Annotated in this window: 18 protein-coding genes and 1 riboswitch; of the genes, 12 read left to right on the plus strand and 6 right to left on the minus strand. The window is 35.9% G+C overall.

Going from position 1 to position 23,394, the window contains the following annotated elements:
* Positions 1–29 precede the first annotated feature (29 nt).
* A complete protein-coding gene (gene dksA / locus J3U18_RS10840; protein ID WP_065561769.1) occupies positions 30–485 on the plus strand; it encodes an RNA polymerase-binding protein DksA in 456 nt (151 codons plus the stop codon).
* A 35-nt stretch (positions 486–520) separates the two neighbouring features.
* On the plus strand, positions 521–1,402 hold the full coding sequence (gluQRS, locus tag J3U18_RS10845; RefSeq protein ID WP_267354048.1) for a tRNA glutamyl-Q(34) synthetase GluQRS: 882 nt from the start codon (positions 521–523) through the stop codon (positions 1,400–1,402).
* Here gluQRS and moaA read toward each other — a convergent pair.
* The gene (gene moaA / locus J3U18_RS10850; RefSeq protein WP_267354050.1) at positions 1,382–2,356 is read right to left on the minus strand and encodes a GTP 3',8-cyclase MoaA; all 975 of its coding nucleotides are present in this window, start codon (positions 2,354–2,356) and stop codon (positions 1,382–1,384) included. The genes gluQRS and moaA overlap by 21 nt on opposite strands.
* A riboswitch (molybdenum cofactor riboswitch) is annotated at positions 2,349–2,467 on the minus strand. It overlaps the preceding gene by 8 nt.
* 431 nt (positions 2,468–2,898) lie before the next feature.
* On the opposite strand from moaA, the gene ppnN reads away from it, so the two are divergent.
* Entirely contained in the window at positions 2,899–4,275 is a 1,377-nt protein-coding gene (gene ppnN, locus J3U18_RS10855; RefSeq protein ID WP_267354052.1) for a nucleotide 5'-monophosphate nucleosidase PpnN, read from the plus strand.
* Positions 4,276–4,348: 73 nt separating this feature from the next.
* Here ppnN and radA read toward each other — a convergent pair whose 3' ends face one another.
* From radA to J3U18_RS10880, 5 genes are all read right to left on the minus strand, one after another.
* Complete coding sequence (gene radA / locus J3U18_RS10860) at positions 4,349–5,725, minus strand: DNA repair protein RadA (RefSeq protein WP_065561765.1); 1,377 nt, start codon at positions 5,723–5,725, stop codon at positions 4,349–4,351.
* A gap of 9 nt (positions 5,726–5,734) precedes the next feature.
* Positions 5,735–6,709 (minus strand): phosphoserine phosphatase, encoded by a 975-nt coding sequence (gene serB / locus J3U18_RS10865; RefSeq protein WP_267354054.1) that lies wholly within the window; start codon positions 6,707–6,709, stop codon positions 5,735–5,737.
* A gap of 192 nt (positions 6,710–6,901) precedes the next feature.
* Complete coding sequence (locus J3U18_RS10870) at positions 6,902–7,078, minus strand: winged helix-turn-helix transcriptional regulator (RefSeq protein ID WP_220225504.1); 177 nt, start codon at positions 7,076–7,078, stop codon at positions 6,902–6,904.
* Between the two features lie 31 nt (positions 7,079–7,109).
* Positions 7,110–8,396: a 16S rRNA (cytosine(967)-C(5))-methyltransferase RsmB gene (gene rsmB, locus J3U18_RS10875; protein ID WP_220225503.1), complete on the minus strand. Its 1,287-nt coding sequence runs from the start codon at positions 8,394–8,396 to the stop codon at positions 7,110–7,112.
* Positions 8,397–8,431: 35 nt separating this feature from the next.
* Positions 8,432–9,775, minus strand: a complete 1,344-nt coding sequence (locus J3U18_RS10880; RefSeq protein WP_267354059.1) for a Na+/H+ antiporter family protein — start codon at positions 9,773–9,775, stop codon at positions 8,432–8,434.
* Between the two features lie 444 nt (positions 9,776–10,219).
* Here J3U18_RS10880 and plsB point away from each other — a divergent pair, with 444 nt between their 5' ends.
* The 9 genes from plsB to J3U18_RS10925 all read left to right on the plus strand — a co-directional run bounded on the left by plsB (position 10,220) and on the right by J3U18_RS10925 (position 22,770).
* Positions 10,220–12,652, plus strand: coding sequence for a glycerol-3-phosphate 1-O-acyltransferase PlsB (plsB, locus tag J3U18_RS10885; protein ID WP_218060069.1), 2,433 nt, complete (start codon positions 10,220–10,222; stop codon positions 12,650–12,652).
* Between the two features lie 298 nt (positions 12,653–12,950).
* Positions 12,951–16,019 (plus strand): formate dehydrogenase-N subunit alpha, encoded by a 3,069-nt coding sequence (gene fdnG, locus J3U18_RS10890; RefSeq protein WP_267354061.1) that lies wholly within the window; start codon positions 12,951–12,953, stop codon positions 16,017–16,019.
* A gap of 15 nt (positions 16,020–16,034) precedes the next feature.
* The gene (fdxH, locus tag J3U18_RS10895; RefSeq protein ID WP_081303434.1) at positions 16,035–17,009 is read left to right on the plus strand and encodes a formate dehydrogenase subunit beta; all 975 of its coding nucleotides are present in this window, start codon (positions 16,035–16,037) and stop codon (positions 17,007–17,009) included.
* A complete protein-coding gene (locus tag J3U18_RS10900) occupies positions 17,002–17,700 on the plus strand; it encodes a formate dehydrogenase subunit gamma (protein ID WP_065561760.1) in 699 nt (232 codons plus the stop codon). Before fdxH ends, J3U18_RS10900 begins: the two co-directional genes overlap by 8 nt.
* 88 nt (positions 17,701–17,788) lie before the next feature.
* Entirely contained in the window at positions 17,789–18,682 is an 894-nt protein-coding gene (fdhE, locus tag J3U18_RS10905; protein WP_267354062.1) for a formate dehydrogenase accessory protein FdhE, read from the plus strand.
* An 85-nt stretch (positions 18,683–18,767) separates the two neighbouring features.
* Positions 18,768–19,733 carry an ABC transporter substrate-binding protein gene (locus J3U18_RS10910; RefSeq protein WP_267354063.1) on the plus strand — a complete coding sequence of 322 codons (966 nt, stop codon included), beginning with the start codon at positions 18,768–18,770 and terminating at the stop codon, positions 19,731–19,733.
* A gap of 251 nt (positions 19,734–19,984) precedes the next feature.
* Entirely contained in the window at positions 19,985–20,962 is a 978-nt protein-coding gene (locus J3U18_RS10915) for an ABC transporter substrate-binding protein (protein WP_267354065.1), read from the plus strand.
* 66 nt (positions 20,963–21,028) lie between these two features.
* Positions 21,029–21,973, plus strand: a complete 945-nt coding sequence (locus J3U18_RS10920; RefSeq protein WP_065561756.1) for an ABC transporter permease — start codon at positions 21,029–21,031, stop codon at positions 21,971–21,973.
* A gap of 2 nt (positions 21,974–21,975) precedes the next feature.
* Complete coding sequence (locus J3U18_RS10925) at positions 21,976–22,770, plus strand: ABC transporter ATP-binding protein (protein WP_065561755.1); 795 nt, start codon at positions 21,976–21,978, stop codon at positions 22,768–22,770.
* The last annotated feature ends 624 nt before the right edge of the window (positions 22,771–23,394 follow it).

A 23,394-nucleotide genomic window follows, 5' to 3' on the forward strand; every position in this document is an offset into this window, starting at 1 on the left:
GAAAATAATGTGTATTTAAGGGGATTGCTGTGAAAAAGGAACAAAAAGTAAATACATCTTCTCTTAGTCTGCTATCAATTGCTGGACTTGAGCCTTATAAAGAGGCGAAAGGTGAGGAGTACATGAATCCTAAGCAATTGAAACATTTTAAACTAATCTTAGAAGCATGGCTTTCACAATTACAAGGTGAAATGGGTAAAACTGTCTCTCATATGCAAGATGAGGCTGCTAATTTCCCAGATCCAGCTGACCGCGCAACTCAAGAAGAAGAGTTCAGTTTAGAACTAAGAGCGCGTGATAGAGAACGCAAACTTATCAAAAAAATTGAAAAAACATTAAAGAAAATTGAAACCGATGATTTTGGCTATTGTGAATCATGTGGTGTTGAAATTGGTATCCGTCGTTTAGAAGCAAGACCTACCGCTGATTTATGTATCGATTGTAAAACATTAGCTGAACTTCGTGAAAAACAAATGGGTATGTGATTCTCATTTAACTATTTTTTCTATCCTATACGCCCATGCAATATATTGGTCGTTTTGCTCCGTCACCTTCTGGACCATTACATTTTGGTTCGTTGGTGACAGCTCTCGGTAGCTACTTACAAGCCAAGGCCAGCAATGGTAAATGGCTTGTTCGTATTGAAGATATTGATCCCCCAAGGGAAGTCAAAGGCGCATCATCTTTAATATTAAAAACATTAGAAGCTTTTAATCTCTATTGGGATGATCAAGTTTTATATCAGTCTAACTGTAGTGAACGTTATCGATCAGTGTTAGCATCATTAATTTCTGAGCAAAAAGCTTACTATTGTGATTGTACCAGACAACGGATCCATAGCCTTAAAAACAATATTTATGATGGATTTTGTCGTGAGCGACATTTAGCATTAAATAACGTTGCTATTCGTTTAAAGCAAAATCATCCGATTTTCTCTTTTGATGATAAAATTAGAGGTCAACAAAGCATTGATCATATCAATGCACTAGAAGATTTTATTATTCATCGAAAAGATGGATTATTTGCTTATAATCTAGTTGTTGTATTAGATGATAATTATCAAGGAATAACCGAAATTGTTCGTGGTGCAGATCTATTACCTGTGACCGCTAAACAGATTTCACTTTATCAATTATTTAATTTTACAATCCCAAATTACTGCCACTTACCATTAGCTTTAGATAGTCATGGTCATAAACTCTCGAAGCAAAATCATGCCTCTCCAATTGATATAAAAAAAACCAAATTATTAACGGTGCAAGCATTACAATTTTTAGATCAACAAATACCCGAAAATTGGCAAGATGCCACACAGAAAGCGTTATTAGATTGGGCGATATCACACTGGGACATTAATCATATTCCCAAACAAGACTGTATGTTAACCACCAATATAAGATAAATTAGGTGTGATACCTAAATGGTGGGTATGTAATAAATGTTTTTCAGGTTTTATTAATAGTGAAGATAAAATTCTAGCTTTAAGTTGCGCTTTTTGCTCAGAGCTTTGTAGTAAATCCCGTAAATCAACCGCTGCATCACCAAACAAGCAATAATGTAATTTACCGATAGACGAGACACGTAATCGATTGCAACTTTTACAAAAATCCTTTGAATACGGCATAATCAGACCAATCTTACCTCGATAATCACTATGCGCGTAAACTTTAGCAGGTCCAGAGAACGCCTCTTTTGACTGTAATTGCCAACCTTGTTCAATAAGTTGTGATTCCATCACATGACCAGCTAAATGATAACGATTAAATAATTCACGGCTTTCTGTTGTTTCCATCAATTCTATAAAACGTAACTCAACTGAACGATCTTTAATCCAAGTTAAATAATCAGCCAGATGGTCGTTCATATTTTTCATCAAAACGGTATTAATTTTAACTTTCCTAATACCTACTTCTAATGATTTTTCAACGCCTTGAATCAGCTCACGTAATTTATCTTGGCCTGTTATTTGTTTAAAAATGTAAGGAGAAAAACTGTCAATACTAATATTAATAGCATTAAGTCCTGCTTGTTGCCAATAATGCACATTTTTTAATAACCGTGAACCATTGGTTGTGATAGCGAGTTGTTTGATGCTGGGATAAGCAGAAATTATTGACAAAATATCAATAAAGTCTCGACGCAAAGTCGGTTCACCGCCCGTTAGCCGAATTTTATGTACACCAAGTTCAGTAAACGTTGACACAACATTGTCAATTTCATTTAACGATAAAAATTGATGATCTTTATTAGGTCGATAACCATTAGGCAAACAGTATTGGCACTGAAAATTACACTGCTCGGTAATCGACAAGCGTAGATATTGAAATCGACGCTGATAATTATCCATTAATTGCATATCACAAACACCTTATCCAAATCGGGAAGCATAGCCATTTCTGCGCTATACCGCGGCTAGTCCACCATATGAATTCACTTAGGTGAAAAAGCTTCAGAGTTTGTTTAAGTCTAGCATAGACACTATTTATTGACTACGGACAATTATCACTATTCGATAATTGATTAGATGATTCAATTTCATCATTTTTCTTTTAAGTATAAATAACCGTGATGTAATTAAGTAAGTTGCCCTTCGACAAGATTAATAAAAGCGTTCGGTCGCCCTTTTCTCTCTTCTTTAACTTACTGACAACCCCTATAAACAAATAAATTCCTTTTTCATTGATAACTCACTAACCTGACAAACACCTTGAAGGTTGAATAATATTCTAATTTTTTTATTTTTTCTTATTATGAGGTATTTATTTCATAACTAGAAAAAATTTTTTAATTCACCCTATTGCCTCATATTTTTAGCTTATTTACAGCTTTGCTTAGTATTCATTATATTTCGGTATATAATGATTTCCTTGTCGATAAAACCGTCAAATGGAGGTTGTGATGATTACCCATATAAGTCCGTTAGGATCAATGGATTTACTTGCGCAGGCTGAAGTTGATATTTTAAAAAAATCAGCAAATAGCGAACTTTATCAATTGTTTAGAAATTGCTCATTAGCTACTCTTAATGCGGGTAGTAAAACGGATAACACTAAAGAATTACTAGATAGATTTAAATCGTTCGAAATTAACGTTATCAGTAAAGAGCGTGGAGTTAAATTAGAGCTTATTGATGCACCTGAAAGTGCTTTTGTCGACAAACGCATTATTCGCTCCATACAAGCTAATCTGTTTGCGGTTTTACGTGATATTCTTTTTTTAAATGGCCAAATTACGGCAATTAAACACTTGGTACCTAACGAGAAGCTTGAAAAAGAGCACTCCTATTACATCACCAATCTTGTTTTTTCTATTCTGCGTAATGCCAATGCCCTACACGTTGGCGAAGAGCCTAATCTAATTGTTTGTTGGGGTGGACACTCAATTAACGAAAGTGAATATTATTATGCTCGTCAAGTTGGTATGCAACTTGGATTACGAGAACTTAATATCTGTACAGGCTGCGGTCCGGGAATAATGGAAGCACCAATGAAAGGCGCCGCTGTTGGTCATGCACAACAACGTATAAAAGATAGTCGCTTTATTGGTATGACTGAGCCATCGATAATTGCAGCCGAACCACCAAATGCATTAGTTAATGAACTCATCATTATGCCAGATATCGAAAAACGACTTGAAGCGTTTGTTCGAATGGCGCATGGTATAGTTATCTTTCCTGGCGGACCTGGTACTGCTGAAGAACTACTTTATATTTTGGGGATTATGCTCAATCCTGCTAATAAAAATCAGACTTTACCAATTATTCTAACGGGTCCAAAAGAGTGTGAAGATTATTTTGACGCGATTGATCAATTTATTCGTAATACTTTAGGCGAAGAAGCGACTAAATTGTATGAAATTATCATTGATTCACCTGAACAAGTTGCACGCATAATGAAACATGGGGTAAAACAGGTTAAATCATCACGGTTAGCAACTGGTGATGCTTATGGGTTTAACTGGTTACTCAAAATTGATGAAGCATTACAGCACCCATTTGAACCAACCCATGCAAACATGGCATCACTTAATCTACATAAAGATCAGCCAGTTGAATTATTAGCTGCTGATTTACGCCGTGCTTTTTCTGGAATTGTTGCAGGTAATGTTAAAGAGTTTGGTATGAAGCAAATTGCTGAACATGGTCGCTATAAATTGCAAGGTGATCCTGAAATCATGAAGCAATTAGATAATTTACTGCTTAGCTATGTAAAACAAGATCGCATGAAGCTTCCTGGCGGTAGTGCCTATCAACCTTGTTATGAAATTTGTTATTAATTAACCTTAATATTAGCCAGTTATACTTCGCCGATACAAAAATCGGCGGAGTATTTAGCAATATTTGAACACTCTAAAGATCACTTAAAATATCTAACGCTTCCGACACTTTCTTAACAGCAAAGATCTGCATATTTTCTGGCTTTTTCTTTGGCATATTAGCTATAGGCACTATTGCCTTTTTGAAACCATGTTTAGCGGCTTCAGAAATACGCTCTTGACCACTTGGTACTGGTCGTATTTCTCCTCCCAGACCTATTTCACCAAAAATAACCACATCTTGTGGTAAAGGGCGATTTCGAAAACTGGATACCAATGCAGCAATCAATGCTAAATCGGCACTAGTTTCGGTCACTTTTACCCCGCCAACAACGTTAACAAAAATATCCTGATCAGCCATTTGTAAACCACCATGGCGATGCAAAACCGCGAGTAAAAGTGCCAGCCGATTTTGATCAAGCCCGACAGTCACTCGCCTTGGATTGCCATATACAGAATGATCAACTAACGCTTGAATTTCAACCAGCAATGGACGAGTACCTTCCCATAACACCATTACCGAACTGCCCGATAACATCTCTTCACCACGACTTAAAAAGATTGCAGATGGATTACTGACTTCTTTCAATCCTTGTTCAGTCATAGCAAACACACCTAACTCATTGACTGCGCCAAAACGATTTTTATGGCTACGTAAAGTTCGAAATCGAGAGTCAGCATCACCATCAAGTAAAATTGAGCAATCAATACAGTGTTCAAGTACTTTAGGGCCTGCTAGTGAGCCATCTTTAGTCACATGGCCAACCATAATAATAGCTATGCCTTTGGTTTTCGCAAAACGCGTTAAATAAGCTGCAGTTTCACGAACTTGAGCCACACTACCTGGCGAAGATTGAATATCAGCAAGATGCATAACTTGAATTGAGTCAATAACCATTAACTTTGGCTGTGACTGTTCAGCAAGTAAACAGATCTGCTCAATACTGGTTTCAGACAACATATTAATATTATCTGTCGGTAAACCTAAACGATGTGCACGCATCGCTACTTGTTGTAATGATTCCTCACCAGTTACATAAAGGGTATTCATTTGTGCTGACAGTTTACTCATGGTTTGCAGTAGCAAAGTACTTTTACCGGCACCGGGGTTACCACCAATTAAGATAGCACTACCTGGTACTACACCACCACCAAGTACACGGTCAAATTCAGAAAATCCAGTTGAAAATCTGGGTAAGGCTTCCAGACTAATTTCAGATAATTTTTGGATTTTAGTTTGCCCTGCACCACCGGCATAGCCGGTTAATCGGTCATTGCGTGATGAACTACTAGCTAACCTAACTTCAGTAATGGTATTCCATGCATGACAAGCGCTACATTGACCTTGCCAACGAGGATAGTCAGCACCACAATCATTACAGACATAAGCGCGCTTTACTGTTTTTGCCAAATTCTTCTCCTAGCCTTCACTTAATAAACTGGTAGATAAGATGCACCATAAACCGGTTAAATCAGCATAATTGATGCTGATTCTTGCTTTTTCAACGACTTTAGGCTTTCCATGATAAGCAACACCAAGCCCTGCAATTCTAATCATCATTAAATCATTTGCCCCATCACCAATCGCAACAGTTTGCTCAATAGGAATATCTAAAGAGGTGGCTAATTGTTGTAACATCCGCGCTTTATATTTAGCATCAACAATTTGCCCATTAACTTTACCTGTCAGCTTACCGTTTTTAATTTCTAATTCATTAGCGTGAGCGTCAATTAGTTTTAACTTCTGTTTTAAATGATTTGCAAAATAGGTAAATCCACCCGAAACAATGGCAACATGCCAATTTTTTTTATGCAACTCTTTAACTAAATAAGTTAATCCTGGTGTTAATGGTAGACTCTCTTTTACTTGTTCTAAAATATCTTGATGTGCGCCTTTTAATGTAGCAACTCGTTTACGTAAGCTGGTAGCAAAATCAAGTTCACCACGCATAGCAAGCTCAGTCACTGCAGCAACTTGTTCACCGACACCGTGTAATTTTGCTAGTTCATCAATACACTCAATACCAATTGCGGTCGAGTCCATATCCATGACTAATAAACCTGGAGAATGCAATGTGGGTAAATTATCAATTGGTGAAACATCAATACCTAATGTTAGCGAAATCGATTTGGCTTTTTTTGGCATTACGCCAGCAATACGTACTATTTGATAGGTTTTAATTTTCCAAGATGAAACTACAACCATTGGCATTGCAAGTTGTCTTTGAAATTTTGAAAGCAGTGTTTTATTTAACTTTTTCCCATAAATAATCCAACCCGTTTTACCCGCATTGTAATCCAATGGAACAACTTCACAACCATTTAAAGACAAAGGTAAACCTTGCCAGTATTGAATATTTTCTGGGAGATCATTATAGGTTAATGTATAAGCCATATATCGAAAGTCTTAAAAATGTAAAACAGATTCGGAATTTACCATATCTACTAAAGATTGTCCAAGTAAGGATTATAAGAAGTTATTTCTTAAATTTTACGGCTCAAAAACCCTGTTCCTCAACTTTTTTTGCAAGAAATTTCATTGTTAATCAATATTAATTAGCTTCAGTTTAGAAATGAAGAAAGAATACTAAACAGATAGTCCCCACATACAAAGCTGTTCAAGTGCTGGGCCAATTTTTTCACCCAAAGGGGGTAATTTGTATAACACTTTAAGTGGTGTTTTTTCACCATATACACTACGAGTGATAAGTTCATCTTCCTCCAACTTTTTAAGCTGGATGCTCAGCGTTAATACATTAATCATTTTTAAACAGAGCTGGCATTGTAAAAATGTATTAACTACTTTTTTTTAAAACAGCATAGAAAAAGCCATCGCCGCCGTGTATAGTTGGTAAAAATTGTTTCGTATCACCCACAAGTTGGGCATTGCTGTTTTCTTTTAAAAAACGCTCAATTTGCAATCTGTTTTCATCAGGTAGGATTGAACAGGTAGCATAGACTAAAGTGCCACCTGTTTTTAAATAAGACCAAATATTGGTTAAGATCCCATGTTGCAATTCAGTGAGTTGCGCAATATCACTATCTCGCCGTAACCACTTGATATCAGGATGGCGACGAATTACGCCTGTTGCCGAGCATGGTGCGTCAAGCAAAATTCGGTCAAATTGTTTACCCAAGCACCATTTTTCCGGTGTAAGACCATCACCCACTTTAACTTCTGCTACTTGTTTTAGGCGAGCCAGATTTTCTTCAATACGTTTAGCACGACCTGCATCAACATCTACCGCTAATAAATTTGCTTTAGGTGCAATTTCTAAGATATGGGTTGTTTTTCCACCTGGAGCGGCACACATATCCAAAATTTTCTCACCATTTTGGGGTTCTAACAAATATGCAGCATATTGAGCAGACAAATCCTGTACGGTAACGGCTCCTTCAGCAAAATAAGGTAATTTCGTTACATTTACAGGCGATAATACCCTAATAGCACAAGGCAAATCAGCAAAAGCTTCTGATTCAATTTGCCGTTCAGTTAACAATTGTTGATACTCACTAACTGAATAGTGATTAAGATTAACGCGTAACCACATTGGTGGTTTTTGGTTATTGGCAGAAATGATTGCTTGCCATTTCTCGGGATAAGCTTGCTTAAGACGATTAACTAACCAACTTGGATGCAAAGTTTGAGGTGTTTTATCATCCTGTACAAATTTTCGTTGTAATGATTCTTGTTGGCGTAAAAATTCACGCAATACGCCATTTACTAATCCTTTGAGCGCTGATTTTTTTAAATCATTTACTGCATTAACTGTTTCACCTACAGCTGCATGTTCAGGTATTCTGGTATATAAAATTTGGTAAATACCCACTAACAATAAATAGTGTAGAACTCGATTTTTCCCGGTAAGAACTTTATTCATCAAAGTATGAATATAAAAATTAAGTTCAGGTAAAACACGCATCACACCAAAACAGATTTCTTGCATTAGCGCGCGATCTTTTTCTGCTACTTTATGGCTAAATAACGTTAAGGCCGTACTAAGCGATTGCCCCTCTTCAAGTACATTAAAAATCGCTTTAGCACAAATAGCTCGAATATTTGAGTGTGACTTTTTATTCATAACCAATAATGACCTTAACTCATCAATCTAAATATTTATAAAATTAATGATCCCACCCAACCAGCTATAAACAATGGAATATTAAAATGGGTAAAGGTTGGAATAACACTATCTCTTATATGATCATGCTGACCATCACTGTTTAAACCAGCAGATGTTGCTAAAATAGTATCTGAAGGAGGTGAACCTGCATCGCCAATCGCTCCTGACGCACCAATTAAACAAACGGTTGCTATTGGTGAAAAGCCCAACTGAACACATAAAGGAACATAGATAGCTGCAATAATTGGTACAGTAGAGAAAGATGAACCAATACCAAGTGTAATGATCAAGCCAACTAACATCATCATAAAAGATGCAACTACTTTATTCCCCGCAAATAATGAGGCACTATTAACAACTAATGGTTCTATTTCATGAGTCTGTTTTAATACTTCAGCAAAGCCTTGAGCTGATATCATCACAAAGCCGATCATCGCCATCATTTTGATACCATCGGTAAAGATTCCGTCTGCCTCACCCCATTTAATTGAGCCTGAAGCAATAAAGCAGATAAAGCCAATTAAAGCACCCAAAATCATCGATCCAGTATAAAGTTGGACAGTAAAAGAGAGAATAATTGCTAATAATGAGACGACAAGTGAACGAGTACTTACATTACTAAACTCTTCGGCATGGCTTTCTTCATTAATCAGTTTATATTGTCTCGGTTTACGATAACTAACGAAAATAGCCCAAAGTAGACCAACAAACATACCAAAAGCCGGAATAGCCATAGCATGCATAACATTAACATGGCTAACATCCATCCCCGATGAAATAATATTTTTTAATAAGATTTGATTTAAGAAAATATTACCGAATCCGACAGGTAAAAACATATATGGTGTAATCAAACCAAATGTCATGATACAAGCAATCATTCGTCTATCTAGTTGCAATCTCGACATCACATATAAAAGTGGCGGAATTAACAACGGTATAAAGGCGATATGAATTGGGATGATATTTTGTGAGGAAATACTAACTAACCCGATTATGATAATTAACAACCATTTAATTCGAGTCTTAGCATCATTAGTCGTTAACTGCTTAATGGCTTTGTCAGCTAACAATTCTGGTAATCCTGATTTTGAAATTGCTACTGCAAAAGCACCAAGCATAGCATAAGAAAGCGCAATATTAGCGCCGTTGCTAATCCCAGTATTAAAAGCGTCAATTGTTTCTTTTAATGTTAAATGGCTACATAAACCACCGACAAAAGCACCAATGATTAAGCTAATAACCACATGAACACGGCAAAGCGAAAGGACTAACATTAAAATAACTGCAACAACCACTGCATTTACCGAGGAAAACAGCTCAAGAATAGTATTCATAAATAGATTCTTCGTAGCAAAATAAAGATAGTTATTCTAGGCGATAGATATATAAAGTGCAATTGTTAGTATACGCTTACTAGCGTAAATTATTTTTTAGGTAAGACTAAAGAAAACTTATAATAAATTTAATGCTAACATTGCAAATAAAGAATAACCGATTTGTATCCTTAATGAAAATTGTGTGAATAACTTGCTTTAATTAACGGTAATATTCAATTCATGCTGATATGGTGCTGATAGAAATAAACCTTTATAATACGTTGTCATTATCATAATGTAATCACTACAAGATTATGCAAATTTGCTATACTGTAACGCATATATACTTGGATTAATGTTTTTTATATTAGAGTATCATATCAATTTACAGCTTAAACATTCATTATTAGGTTGGTAAATAAATAACTTAAAATGATTTAAGTATATAGTTAGCAACAAAGTATGAGGTTTATTTTTATGTTTTCTTGGTGGACAAAAATTTATTTTTCACTAATTCAAATTCCTGTTAAACTTTTTGTTAAAAGTAAACCAATTCCTACCGATCCCATTACTGAACTGGACCTCGATATCCATCGTCCAATTTTGTATGTGCTTCCTTATAACTCTCAAATTGATTTAATGGTAGTTAGGTCGCTTTGTCTAAAATATCATTTACCAGATCCTTTATTAGGAATTGATATTAATGATAAAACTGTACCTGCTTATATTTATATCGATAAAGGGCCAGGAATTTTTGCTTCAAGTAAACAAAAAAATAAATCTATCGAAATTTTAAGGGAATACATTTCAGCGCATCAACAAAATGATGAACTTGATGTTCAAATGTTGCCTGTATCTGTAATGTTTGGTCGTAAACCAGATAAAGAAGGCAAAAAAATGCCTTCACTGCAAGTGTTAGGTGCTACCTATAAACTTTATAAAATCTTAATTTCTGGTCGTGACTGCTATACTCGATTTTCTCGAACCGTATCTTTTAAAGATATTAAAGTCGACGATAAACAAGATATTTCTGTTTTAGCTCATAAACTTGCGCGTGTAGCACGTATTCACTTTGCTAAACAAAGAGCGGCTTCTGTTGGTCCTAAATTGCCTGTTAGACAGGAAATGCTTAATAAATTATTAACTAACCCAGCTCTTGCTGAAGCAATACAAGAAGAAGCTAAAAGTAAACATATTGGGCTGGATAAAGCCAAGAAAAATGCTTTATCACTTCTAAATGAAATCGCGGCTAATTTTTCTTACCGCATGCTAAGAGTGACTGACTTTGTTCTTACTTGGGCTTGGAACAGACTTTATCAAGGTTTAAAAGTAACAAACGCTGATCCAGTTCGAGAGCTTGCTGAAAATGGACACGAAATCGTTTATGCACCATGTCATCGAAGTCATATGGACTATTTGTTATTGTCTTATGTACTTTATCGGCAAGGATTAGTTCCACCACATATTGCAGCTGGTATCAATTTAAATTTCTGGCCAGCAGGCCCTATCTTTAGGCGCTTAGGGGCATTTTTTATCCGCCGTTCATTTAAAGGTAACAAACTCTATACCGCCGTATTTAGAGAGTATTTAGCAGAGTTATTTATCCGCGGTTATGCCGTCGAATATTTCATTGAAGGTGGGCGCTCACGCACAGGAAGACTACTCGACCCTAAAACCGGAATGTTGTTGATGACAATCCAAACTTTATTACGAGGTGATACACGCCCAATCACAATTGTCCCGGTCTATATTGGTTATGAACATGTTTTAGAAGTTGCCACTTATGCTAACGAGCTGCGTGGCGCTAAAAAAGAAAAAGAAAGCTTGTGGAGCACAATTAAAGCCTTCTTCAAATTAAAAAAACTAGGCTTTGGCTACGTTAACTTTGGTAGCCCAATACCTTTAAATCAATTTTTAAATCAGCATATACCTGAATGGCGAGATGCTATTGATCCTACAGGAACACAGCGCCCTAATTGGTTAACACCAACAACTAATTTGCTTGCGAAACAAATTATGGAGCACATCAATTCTTCGGCTGCGATTAATGCTATGAATTTATGTTGTTCAATATTATTAGCCGCTGATCAATGCACATTAACAAAAGTAAAATTATTAGAGCATTTAGATTATCTTTTAAAATTATTAAAAAACATTCCTTACTCTGATTTGATTACCATTCCCGATCAAACTGCCGAAGAGATGTTTGAACATGCCAAAGAAATGGGTAAATTTGTCATTACTACTGATGAAGTTGGTGAAATGGTGGGGTTAACTACCGAACAAGCAGTATTGATGACCTATTATCGCAATAATATTCAGCATTTACTGATTATACCGGCAATTGTGGCTAGAATTTTACTTAAACATAATCGCATTTCAATTGATGAAGTACTTATGCAGATTAAATTGCTCTTCCCTTTAATAAAATCAGAGCTATTTTTATATCATAATGAAGATCAATTAACTGAATACGTTAATAAAATTATTGCAACTTATGCTGATTTGAATCTAATAAGTTATTCACCTGATAAATTAACATTGAATTACTTAAAAATGTCAGGATTACAGTTGTTAGCGTCATCATCAAGAGATACATTACAACGCTATGTCATTGCATTTTCATTGTTGCAAAAAGATCCAACAATTAGTCGTGCAACCTTAGAAAAAGAAGGACGTTTAATTGCAGAACGGCTTTCAATATTACATGGTATAAATGCTCCTGAATTTTTTGATAAAGGTGTTTTTTCAACACTAGTTGCTTCGCTTCGGGAACAAGGTTATTTAGATGATAAAGGTGATGCAAATTTACCGAAAATCGAAACTATGAATAATATACTTAAACCATTAATTACTAACCGTGTAATGCAAACAATTGATGAAATCAATCCTTAAAAATTAAATTATCTTGGGCTTACTTGATTATTTTGGGTAAGCCGAATAAACTTCAATCATTAAATAAAGTATCTTTTTTTATGCTTTATCACTGTTTTCTAAATAATTTTATTCTTTATAATCTTCATTAACTAATTTAATAAATAGCACCATTGTTTTTTTGACATATGTCAAACTTTTGTGAAAGTATACCTTTATTTCCATTCAATTAAATATTATCATTACAATTAGTAAGGATGTTTATAACATCGAAAAAATTAGATAATAAAATGTAATGTCAGCTTTTTAAGGAGTTCATATGCTATTTAACCGTAGACAGTTCTTTAAGATCTGTGCTGGTGGCATGGCAGGAACAACTGTCGCTACTTTAGGATTAATGCCGAATGTAGCGCTTGCACAAACTCGCCAATATAAATTGTTAAAATCAAAAGAAACGCGAAATAATTGTACTTACTGTTCTGTTGGATGTGGAATGCTCCTTTATAGCCGAGGAGATGGCGCTAAGAATGCCGAATCGTCTATTTTTCATATCGAAGGCGATCCTGACCATCCTGTTAGTCGTGGTTCACTTTGTCCGAAAGGTGCTGGCGTACTCGACTATATTAAAAGCGAACAACGAGTTAAATACCCTGAGTATCGTGCGCCAGGTTCTGACAAATGGCAACGAATCAGCTGGGATGAAGCAATTGACCGCATAGCTCGCTTAATGAAAGCTGACCGTGATAAAAATTTTCAAGAAAAAAATGAACAAGGAACGACGGTTAACCGCTGGACAACTACTGGCTGGCTAGTGACTTCTGCTGCGAGTAATGAAACGGGTTGGTTAGCATTTAAAGTTGCCCGTTCTTTAGGAATGCTAAGCCTTGAAACTCAAGCTAGAGTTTGCCATGGGCCCTCAGTATCTAGTTTAGGTGCGACCTTTGGTCGAGGCGCCATGACCAATAACTGGAACGATATTAAAAATGCTAATGTGGTTATTGTTATGGGGGGTAACGCAGCTGAAGCCCATCCAGTTGGTTTTAAATGGGCAATTGAAGCCAAAATTACTAACGGTGCAGAACTCATAGCGATTGATCCACGCTTTCATCGAACCGCTTCGGTAGCTGATCATTATGTACCTATTCGTGCAGGTTCAGATATCGCTTTTCTACTTGGTATCATTAATTACCTTATCACTAATAACGAAGTCAACTTTGAATATCTTATAACACACTCTAATGCTAGCTTAATTGTGCGTGACGATTTCAACTTTGATAATAATAGTGGATTGTTTAGTGGTTACGATGCAGAAAACCGTCAATACGATCAAACCAGTTGGGCATATCAAAAAGATGAAAATGGTTTTGCATTAAGAGATAAAACATTAAGTCATCCGCGCTGTGTTTGGAATTTACTAAAACAACATGTTAGTCGCTATACGCCAGAAATTGTAAATAAAATAACGGGTAGTCCTGTAGATGGCTTTTTACATGTTTGTCGTTCACTCGCCAGTACTAAAACCAATGATCGTGCGGCAACTTTCCTATATGCATTAGGTTGGACTCAACATACTTATGGTACACAAATCATCCGCACTGCAGCAATGATTCAACTGATTCTTGGTAATATTGGTGTCATGGGTGGTGGTATAAATGCTTTGCGTGGTCACTCAAATATTCAAGGATTAACTGATGTAGGTTTACTGTCTAATCGATTACCTGCTTATCTTGATCTACCAAAAGATTCTCAAACATCGCTTGAACAATACTTAGCAGAAAAAACACCAAAACCTCTTGGTCCAAATGAGGTTAATTTTTGGGGTAATTACCCTAAATTCTTTATTAGTTTTATGAAAGCAATGTATGGTGATAAGGCAACTGGGGATAATAATTGGGGATTTGATTGGTTACCAAAATGGGATAAAACCTATGATATTTTACGTTTTAGTAAAATGATGCGTGACGGACAAGCTAATGGTTTTATTTGCCAAGGGTTTAACCCACTGGCTGCCTTACCTGATAAAAATAGTATTCGTGAGGGATTATCCAAACTCAAATTCTTGGTAAATATCGATCCATTGCCAACTGAAACAGCCGAGTTTTGGAAAAATCATGGTGAATCAAATGATGTTGATCCAAGTAAAATACAAACAGAAGTCTTTAGACTTCCGGCCAACTGTTTTGCAGAGGAAAATGGGACAATTGTTAACTCATCACGTTTATTACAATGGCATTGGGCAGCAGCTAGACCACCTTATGAATCACTTTACGACCCAGAGATTATTGCGCGAATCTATTTAAGAATTAAAGAGCTTTATGAAGAAGAAGGCGGCGTTTATCACGAACCAATTAATAATTTAACTTGGGATTATCAAGATCCTGAAGGTCCGGCAGCCGAAGAGTTAGCAAAAGAGTGTAATGGTCGAGCATTGGCTGACATAACGGACACTAATGGCAACATCATCCTTAAAAAAGGCCAACTATTAAGTGGTTTTTCTCAATTAAAAGCCGACGGAACGACCTCATCTGGAATTTGGATATTTTGTGGTTCTTGGACTGAACAAGGTAACCAAATGGCTCGCCGAGATCCTAGTGACCCATCAGGTAAGGGTATTCATGCTGGCTGGGCTTGGGCTTGGCCGATGAATCGACGTGTACTCTATAATCGTGCTTCTACTGATGAAAATGGAAAACCATGGGATCCAAATCGGATGTTAATCAAATGGAACGGAACAAGTTGGGTCGGCAATGACGTACCAGATTTTACTGCCACATTATCACCAGATTCTGGAGCGGGAGCCTTCATCATGAACAATGATGGATTAGGTGGGCTGTTCTGTTTGAATCGTTTAGTTGATGGACCATTTCCTGAACATTATGAACCATTTGAAACACCAATTTCAAATAACCCAATGCACCCTAAACAAATAAATAGTCCAGTAGCTCGAGCATTTAAAGAAGATTTAGCTCGCTTAGGTAAAGCAGATGATTTTCCTTATGTTGGTACAACATACAGTATTACTGAGCACTTCCACTTTTGGACGCAGCATGCAAGATTAGCTTCAATAACACAACCAGAACAATTTATTGAGCTCAGTGAAAATCTTGCGAATAAAAAAGGCATAAAATTGGGCGATACAGTAAAAGTAACTTCATATCGAGGTTATATCAAAGCCAAAGCAGTTGTGACAAAACGTTTACCTACTTTGACAGTTGATGGTAAAGAGATCGAAACCATAGGAATTCCAATTGTTTGGGGATTCACAGGTCAAACTAAAAAAGGCTTTTTGGTTAATGAATTAACACCGCATTTAGGTGATGCTAATTCACAAACCCCAGAATACAAGTCCTTCTTAGTCAACATCGAAAAAGTTACCACAGCGGCATAAGAAGGAGGATAGATTATGTCATTACAAACTCAAGATATTATTCGCCGCTCAGCAACTAATGCCCTAACACCTGCACCTAGGGCAAGAGATTATCAGCAGGAAGTAGCTAAATTAATTGACGTGACCACCTGTATCGGTTGTAAAGCTTGTCAGGTAGCTTGTAGCGAATGGAATGATCTGCGAGCAGAAGTAGGAAATACCGTCGGCGTTTATGATAATCCAGCTGACTTAGAACCAAAAGCATGGACCGTAATGCGTTATTCAGAAGTTGAAATCAATGGCAAATTCGAATGGCTTATACGTAAAGATGGTTGTATGCATTGTGCAGATCCTGGTTGCTTAAAAGCGTGCCCATCTGAAGGAGCAATCATTCAATATGCTAATGGGATTGTCGATTTCCAATCAGAACACTGTATTGGATGTGGTTATTGCGTCGCAGGATGTCCATTTAATATTCCACGTGTTAGCAAAGAAGATAACCACTCTTATAAATGCACATTATGTGTTGATCGAGTTGCTGTTGGTCAAGAACCTGCTTGCGTAAAAACCTGCCCTACTGGAGCAATTCATTTTGGCACCAAACAAGATATGATTCGCCATGCCGAACACCGAATTGTTGATTTAAAAAAACGTGGATTTGAAAACGCAGGACTCTACAATCCAGAAGGTGTCGGCGGTACTCATGTTATGTATGTACTACATCATGCTGATCAACCTGAACTTTACCATGGATTACCTAAAGATCCTCAAATTAGCGAAATCGTTAAATTCTGGAAAGGCGCATGGAAACCACTATCAGCTGCTGCTTTTGTTGCAACTTTTGGCGGATTACTCTTCCACTACATGGGGGTAGGTGCAGTTGAAGTCGATGACGAAGATATTGAACACGAAAAAGAAGCGGACAAACAAGCAAGAAAACGTTTAGGATTACCTATTTTAGGTCGAAAAAATAGTCCTAATTCAACACAATCGGAGGCTCGTCATGAATAAGAAAGGAATGATATTAAGAACACCACTTATTGTACGCTTCTGTCATTGGTGTATGGTCTGTTTGTTTATATTAACCGCGTTATCAGGTTTATCTTTATTTTTTCCATCAATCAAGTTATTTGGATTATTTCTTGGCACACCACAATTGGTGAGAGCTTTACATCCTATAATTGGTTGTGTGGTATTCATTTTATTAATGTTCATGTTTATCAAATTAGCTCATCACAATATTCCAAATAAAAATGACCTTTTATGGATTAAAAACTTTAAAAACGTGATTATGGGAAAAGAAGAAGGTATCCCAATTGGTAAATATAATGTTGGCCAAAAGTTTTTATTCTGGTGCATTATGAGCTTAATCTTTGTACTATTCGTTACGGGCTTGATAATGTGGCGCCGATATGTATCTGATTATTTTCCTATTCAAATAGTCCGAATCGCAATATTTTTCCACTCTTTTGCTGCTATTTGTCTTATTTTACTGGCTATTGGTCATGCTTATATGGCAATTTGGGTTAAAGGGTCTATAAAAGGGATGATAACTGGATATGTATCACGAGCGTGGGCATTTAAAAACCACTCCTCATGGTACGAAGAAGAAATGAAAAAAGTCTATCAGCAAGAACTTAAAGACAATCAAAAGAACGATATTGAGCCATCATCTCAAACAGAACAAAAACCTGCTTTATAAGAATAATTAATCTCCGCTGATATAAATCAGCGGAATTCTTAGCCTATTAGATTAATGATGGAAAAAATAACAAAATTGGTAATCAAGAATGAGTATAAAAATCATCCCACGAGAGCAGCTTGAACAACAAAACACCGTAATTAGACAGATTCCCTTACTCTTTTATCCATCACCGAAAACACTTTATATTCATCGCGCCGAGCGTTTAAAAACGCTAGCACGAAACAATTCTTTAAGTGATTATTTAAATTTCTGCGCTAAGATTGTCGAGCAACAGGCTATTTTAATCAAAAAACCTATTGATATCTCTCCATCACTTAATAATGATTTTCCGCCATTAAGTTTGGAAAACTTACCATTAAATGATATTTGGCAAGATTATTTATTAACATTATTAAATTCATTTTCAAATACAACCTATCAAATTCAATCTGTTATTGAACAATTAAAACAAAACGATTCCAATCAACTTCAAGAGAAAGCACGCAACTTACTCAATGGTAAATTTACTTTGGTTGACGGTAATGAATCCATATTTATTTGGTCAGCTTTATCAGTCTATTATTGCCAACTAGCTAGTCAAATTAAAGGCAAAGCCGTCGCTGAAAATACCAATGAAAGCTGGCTATGCCCAGTGTGTAATAGTATGCCAGCTGCGAGTATTATTCAGCTTGGTGCAAATAATGGATTAAGATACCTTCATTGTAGCTTATGTGAAAGCGAATGGTATGTACCACGAGTGAAATGTACTTGTTGTGATAATATGCAAGATATTCAATACTTCTCTTTGGATAAAGAATTAGCTGCAATAAAAACCGAGTGCTGTGATGCTTGCCATAGCTATTTGAAAATCTTAGACCAAGATAAAGATCCTCATATCGAAATCATTGCTGATGATATTGCCTCATTAATATTGGATATCAAGACTGAAGAAGAAGGATTTGCAAAAAGTGGGTTAAATCCTTTTGTCTTTGCCCAATAAGAAATTACAAAAGTTAAAAATATTACTTAACATTTTGTAATATTAAGATTAGAATCATATCACTGTACTAGTTTACGAGTTCTTTATGATGAAACGCGCTATAATTTTAATATTGATGTTAGTAATTACGCCATTTTTCTGTTTGGCTAATGCGGTAAAAAATGTTGCGATAACAGCAATTGTTGAACACCCTTCATTAGACCAAATCCGTGATGGAGTAAAAGATGAGTTAACAGCAAATGGATTTAAGTTAAACGATAATTTAAATGTCCAATATCGAAGTGCCCAAGGTAGTAGTGCAACAGCCGCACAAATTGCCAGACAGTTCGTTGCAGCTAAACCAGACGTCATCGTTGCAATTGCAACACCAAGTGCTCAAGCAACAGTTGCCGCAACTAAACAAATACCCGTTGTTTTTGCAGGAATCACTGATCCAATTGCAGCAAAATTAATTAAAAATTGGAATCCCTCTCATAACAATGTCACTGGCGTTTCAGACTATCAAGAAATAGGCCCTCAAATTGAATTTATGAAAAAAGTTGTGCCTAATGTAAAATCTGTTGGTTATATTTATAGTCCTAGCGAAATTAATTCAACTGTAGTGTTAAAAAATCTTCAAAATGAACTTAGCCAACAAAATATTTCATTGGTGGCGGTGCCTGCCCAACGTACAGCGGATATTTCAACAGCAGCCAATACATTGAAAGGAAAAGTTGATCTGATCTACACCACAACAGATAACAACGTTGTTTCAGCTTATGAATCATTAGTTAAATTTGCCAATGAAAATAAAATCCCACTGTTAGCATCGTTTCCTGATGCCATTGAGCGAGGAGCTGTTGCTGCTTATGGAATGAGCTATTACGATGTAGGTCGTCAATCAGGTAAGCTGGTGGCAAGAGTTTTAAATGGAGAAGATCCTGGCAATATTAAACCCGAAATCGGACAAACATTACGCCTTGTCGTCAATACTGATGCAGCCAAAAAACAAGGAATCTCTTTACCTCCTGACGTTATCGGGTCTGCCTATAAAGTTATTGGTCAAAAATAAAATCATATATCTAAATAAAATCAATTCTTTGCCCATTTTAATGGGCAAAGAATGTTCAAAAACCCCGTTCCTCACCGCAAAATTTTTTAAAGTATTATTGATAAGTCTATTCTATTCATAATTCCTTGCAATAAAGTGTATTAAAATATTTACACATATACTTTTTATTAAATCTAGAAAATTATCTGTTTTTGCTTTATAGTAAACGTATAATTAGGTTGGTTGTAAAATAAATATTACAGGAGCACCACATGCGAAATTTAATCATCAAGCTTTTTATGTTACTTAGTTTGTCTGTAGTAACATTTTTTTCATTAGCAGATAATAAATCTGAGCAAAAATATGTCGCGATAACAGCAATTGTAGAACATCCTGCATTAGATAATGTTCGCAAAGGTGTTGAAGATGAATTAAAAGATAATGGCTATATTGTTGGTCAAAATTTAAAATTACAGTTTGCTAGTGCTCAAGGTAGTAGCGCTAATGCAGCCCAAATAGCAAAACAATTTGTTGCTAATAAGCCCAATGTTATCGTTGGTATTGCAACACCTAGCACCCAAGCTCTAGTGGCGACAACCAAAACGATTCCTATCGTATTCACTGCTGTCACTGATCCCGTTGCTGCTAAATTAACACCTAGTTGGGAAGCTTCTAAAACCAATGTAACTGGTGTATCAGATGCATTATCTTTAGAATCACAAATCGATATGATGTTAAAAATTAAACCTGATGCAAAAAATATTGGTTATGTTTATAGCCCAAGTGAAGTAAATTCCACAATTGTGCTTAAAGAATTACAAGTTGCACTTGGAAAACGCGGCATGAAAATTATTGCTGCACCAGCACAACGAACATCTGATATTTCAACCGCCGCAATAAGTTTAAAAGGAAAAGTTGATCTGATCTACACAACAACCGATAATAACGTCGTTTCAGCTTATGAAGCATTAGCGAAGGTTGCCAATGAAAACAAAATTCCTCTTCTTGCATCAGATCCTGATTCAGCTGAACGAGGTGCAATTGCTGCTTTGGGAATGAGTTATTATGACCTTGGTCGCCAAGCAGGTAAAATTGTTATTCGAATTCTTAATGGTGAAAAACCAGGTGATATTCCACCACAGGTTGGTATCATCACACAATTAACTATTAATAAAAAGGCTGCTGAACGCCAAGGTGTCACTCTATCTGAAGAGGTTTTAAAATCAGCAGCAAAAATTGTTGAAAAATAATTTATTAAACCGTTTTAATAACTAAACCGCCTACTTTGGCGGTTACTTTTTTTAGTGGATATTTTCATGTCATTTGAATTTTTATTAGGCTCAGTTGGAATAGGACTTATTTACGCATTAGTTAGCTTAGGCGTGTTTATATCGTTTCGACTACTTGACTTCCCCGATCTAACCGCTGATGCGAGTTTCCCACTTGGTGGGGCAGTATGTGGTTTGTGTATGTATGTCGGTATTGATCCATGGATTGCAACTTTTCTAGGTATGTTTGCAGGTTGTATTGCCGGTGCAATGACTGGACTGTTATATGTTAAACTTAACATATTACAATTACTATCAAGTATTATCGTGATGATAGGCCTTTATTCAATTAATCTAAGAATTTTAGGATTAGGACCTTATCTCATGGATGAAACACCAAGAATGGCTGGTTCGCCTAATCTATCTTTACTCGATGCAAAAACTATTTTCTCTCCATTTATTAATGAAGATTATAGTAATCAATATTTAGTACAACCACTTATGGTTTTAGCTTTTGTTGTTGTATTTTGGTTGCTACTTAACCTATTTTTAAATACCCAAATCGGATTGGCTTTAAGAGCGACTGGTACTAACCAACGAATGGCTAAATCCCAAGGAATTCCAACAGGTGGTATCACTATTTTAGGTATGGCAATTTCAAACGGATTAATCGCACTTGGTGGTTCATTATTTGTTCAAACTCAAGGCGGTGCTGACATTACTATTGGGGTGGGGACTATTGTTATCGGCCTTGCATCAATCATTATAGGTGAAAGTATTTTCCCAACAAAACGCATTTGGGCGGTTATGATTGCTGTTATTTTCGGCGCTATCTTATACCGTTTATTTATTGCCTTTGCACTTAGCAATGAATTTTTACAAGAGATTGGTGTCGGTACAGAGGATTTAAATCTTATCACGGCAATATTGGTTGTTTTAGCTTTAGTCTTACCAAAACAACTGAAAAAATACTCAAAAAGAAGAGGGAAGTAAGCATGATCAATGTTGGGCAACTGCAATTGACGTTTAATCAAGGAACACCAATTGAAAATCATGTATTACGAGGTTTAAATCTCAATATCAGTGAAGGTGAGTTTGTTACTATAATCGGTAGTAATGGCGCAGGAAAGAGTTCTTTACTTAATGTGATTAGTGGTGATTTGATTGCTGATTCGGGACATGTGATTATTAATAATAAAGATGTGACTCGTTGGCCTGCTTGGAAAAGAGCCGGTATGGTTGCACGAGTATTCCAAGATCCTATGGTAGGGACATGTGAAAATCTTACTATCGAAGAAAACTTAGCGATTGCTTATAACCGAGGTAATAGTTTCACTTTACTACCAGCATTAAATCGCAAGCTGAGGGCCTTATTTAAAGAAAAACTAGCAACACTCAATTTAGGTCTTGAGAATCGCTTATCAGATATGATGGGATTATTATCAGGAGGACAAAGACAAGCAGTAAGTCTATTAATGTCGACATTACAACCATCTAAGATTTTATTACTTGATGAACACACTGCTGCACTTGATCCCAAAACAGCACAATTCGTTTTGGATCTCACTAATGAAATTGTTTTAAAAAATAAGTTAACCACAATGATGGTTACCCATTCAATGAAACAAGCTTTAGAATACGGCACAAGAACAGTCATGCTTCATCAAGGACAAGTGGTGCTTGATGTTTCAGGGGAAAAGCGAGATAAATTAACCGTCAATGATTTATTAGAGATGTTCGAAAAAACTCGCGGTGAAAAAGTAACAGATGATGCCCTACTTTTAGGCTAATAATAAAAATTTAAAGCAATATTTATTTAATGAATATTGCTTTTTTCAATCTATTGTTCATTTATTCAATCTCCATTAACACAGAATCTAACACGCTTTTATCCCTCACTATTAATGGTTATTGATTTTGTGAGTATTCTCAAAATCCATATTTTATCTACCAAATTAACTTTGGTTTCATTTAAGCGTTATTCATCCAATCATCCAATCATGAAGTCATTAAACCCTTTAATTTTTAATTTAATAATTTTGTTAATTTAGATGTATTTAGTATTTTAGAAAAGATTACTTTTTCCCCAAATTATCTTGTTACTAAAGATAATATGAAAGAAATTATGATGTTTTTAAGTTATAGGTAAGTAGCATTTAACGCATTAATTATTTAAAGGAAGTGTTTTGTTCTATTCTTTGATTTTCGTCGATTATTAAGCTGCTAAAAATATCAGAGAGATATAGGAATTTATTTGCTCAATAGTATTAAAAATACTGATCCCTAAATGCAAAAAAGCCCAGCATTGCTGCTGGGCTTTCGCTCTAATTTAAAAGTCTGGCGGCACCCTACTCTCACATGGGTAATACCCACACTACCATCGGCACTACGGCGTTTCACTTCTGAGTTCGGCA

This window comes from Gilliamella sp. B3482, from assembly GCF_026536805.1.
Lineage (GTDB): Bacteria > Pseudomonadota > Gammaproteobacteria > Enterobacterales > Orbaceae > Gilliamella > Gilliamella apicola_E.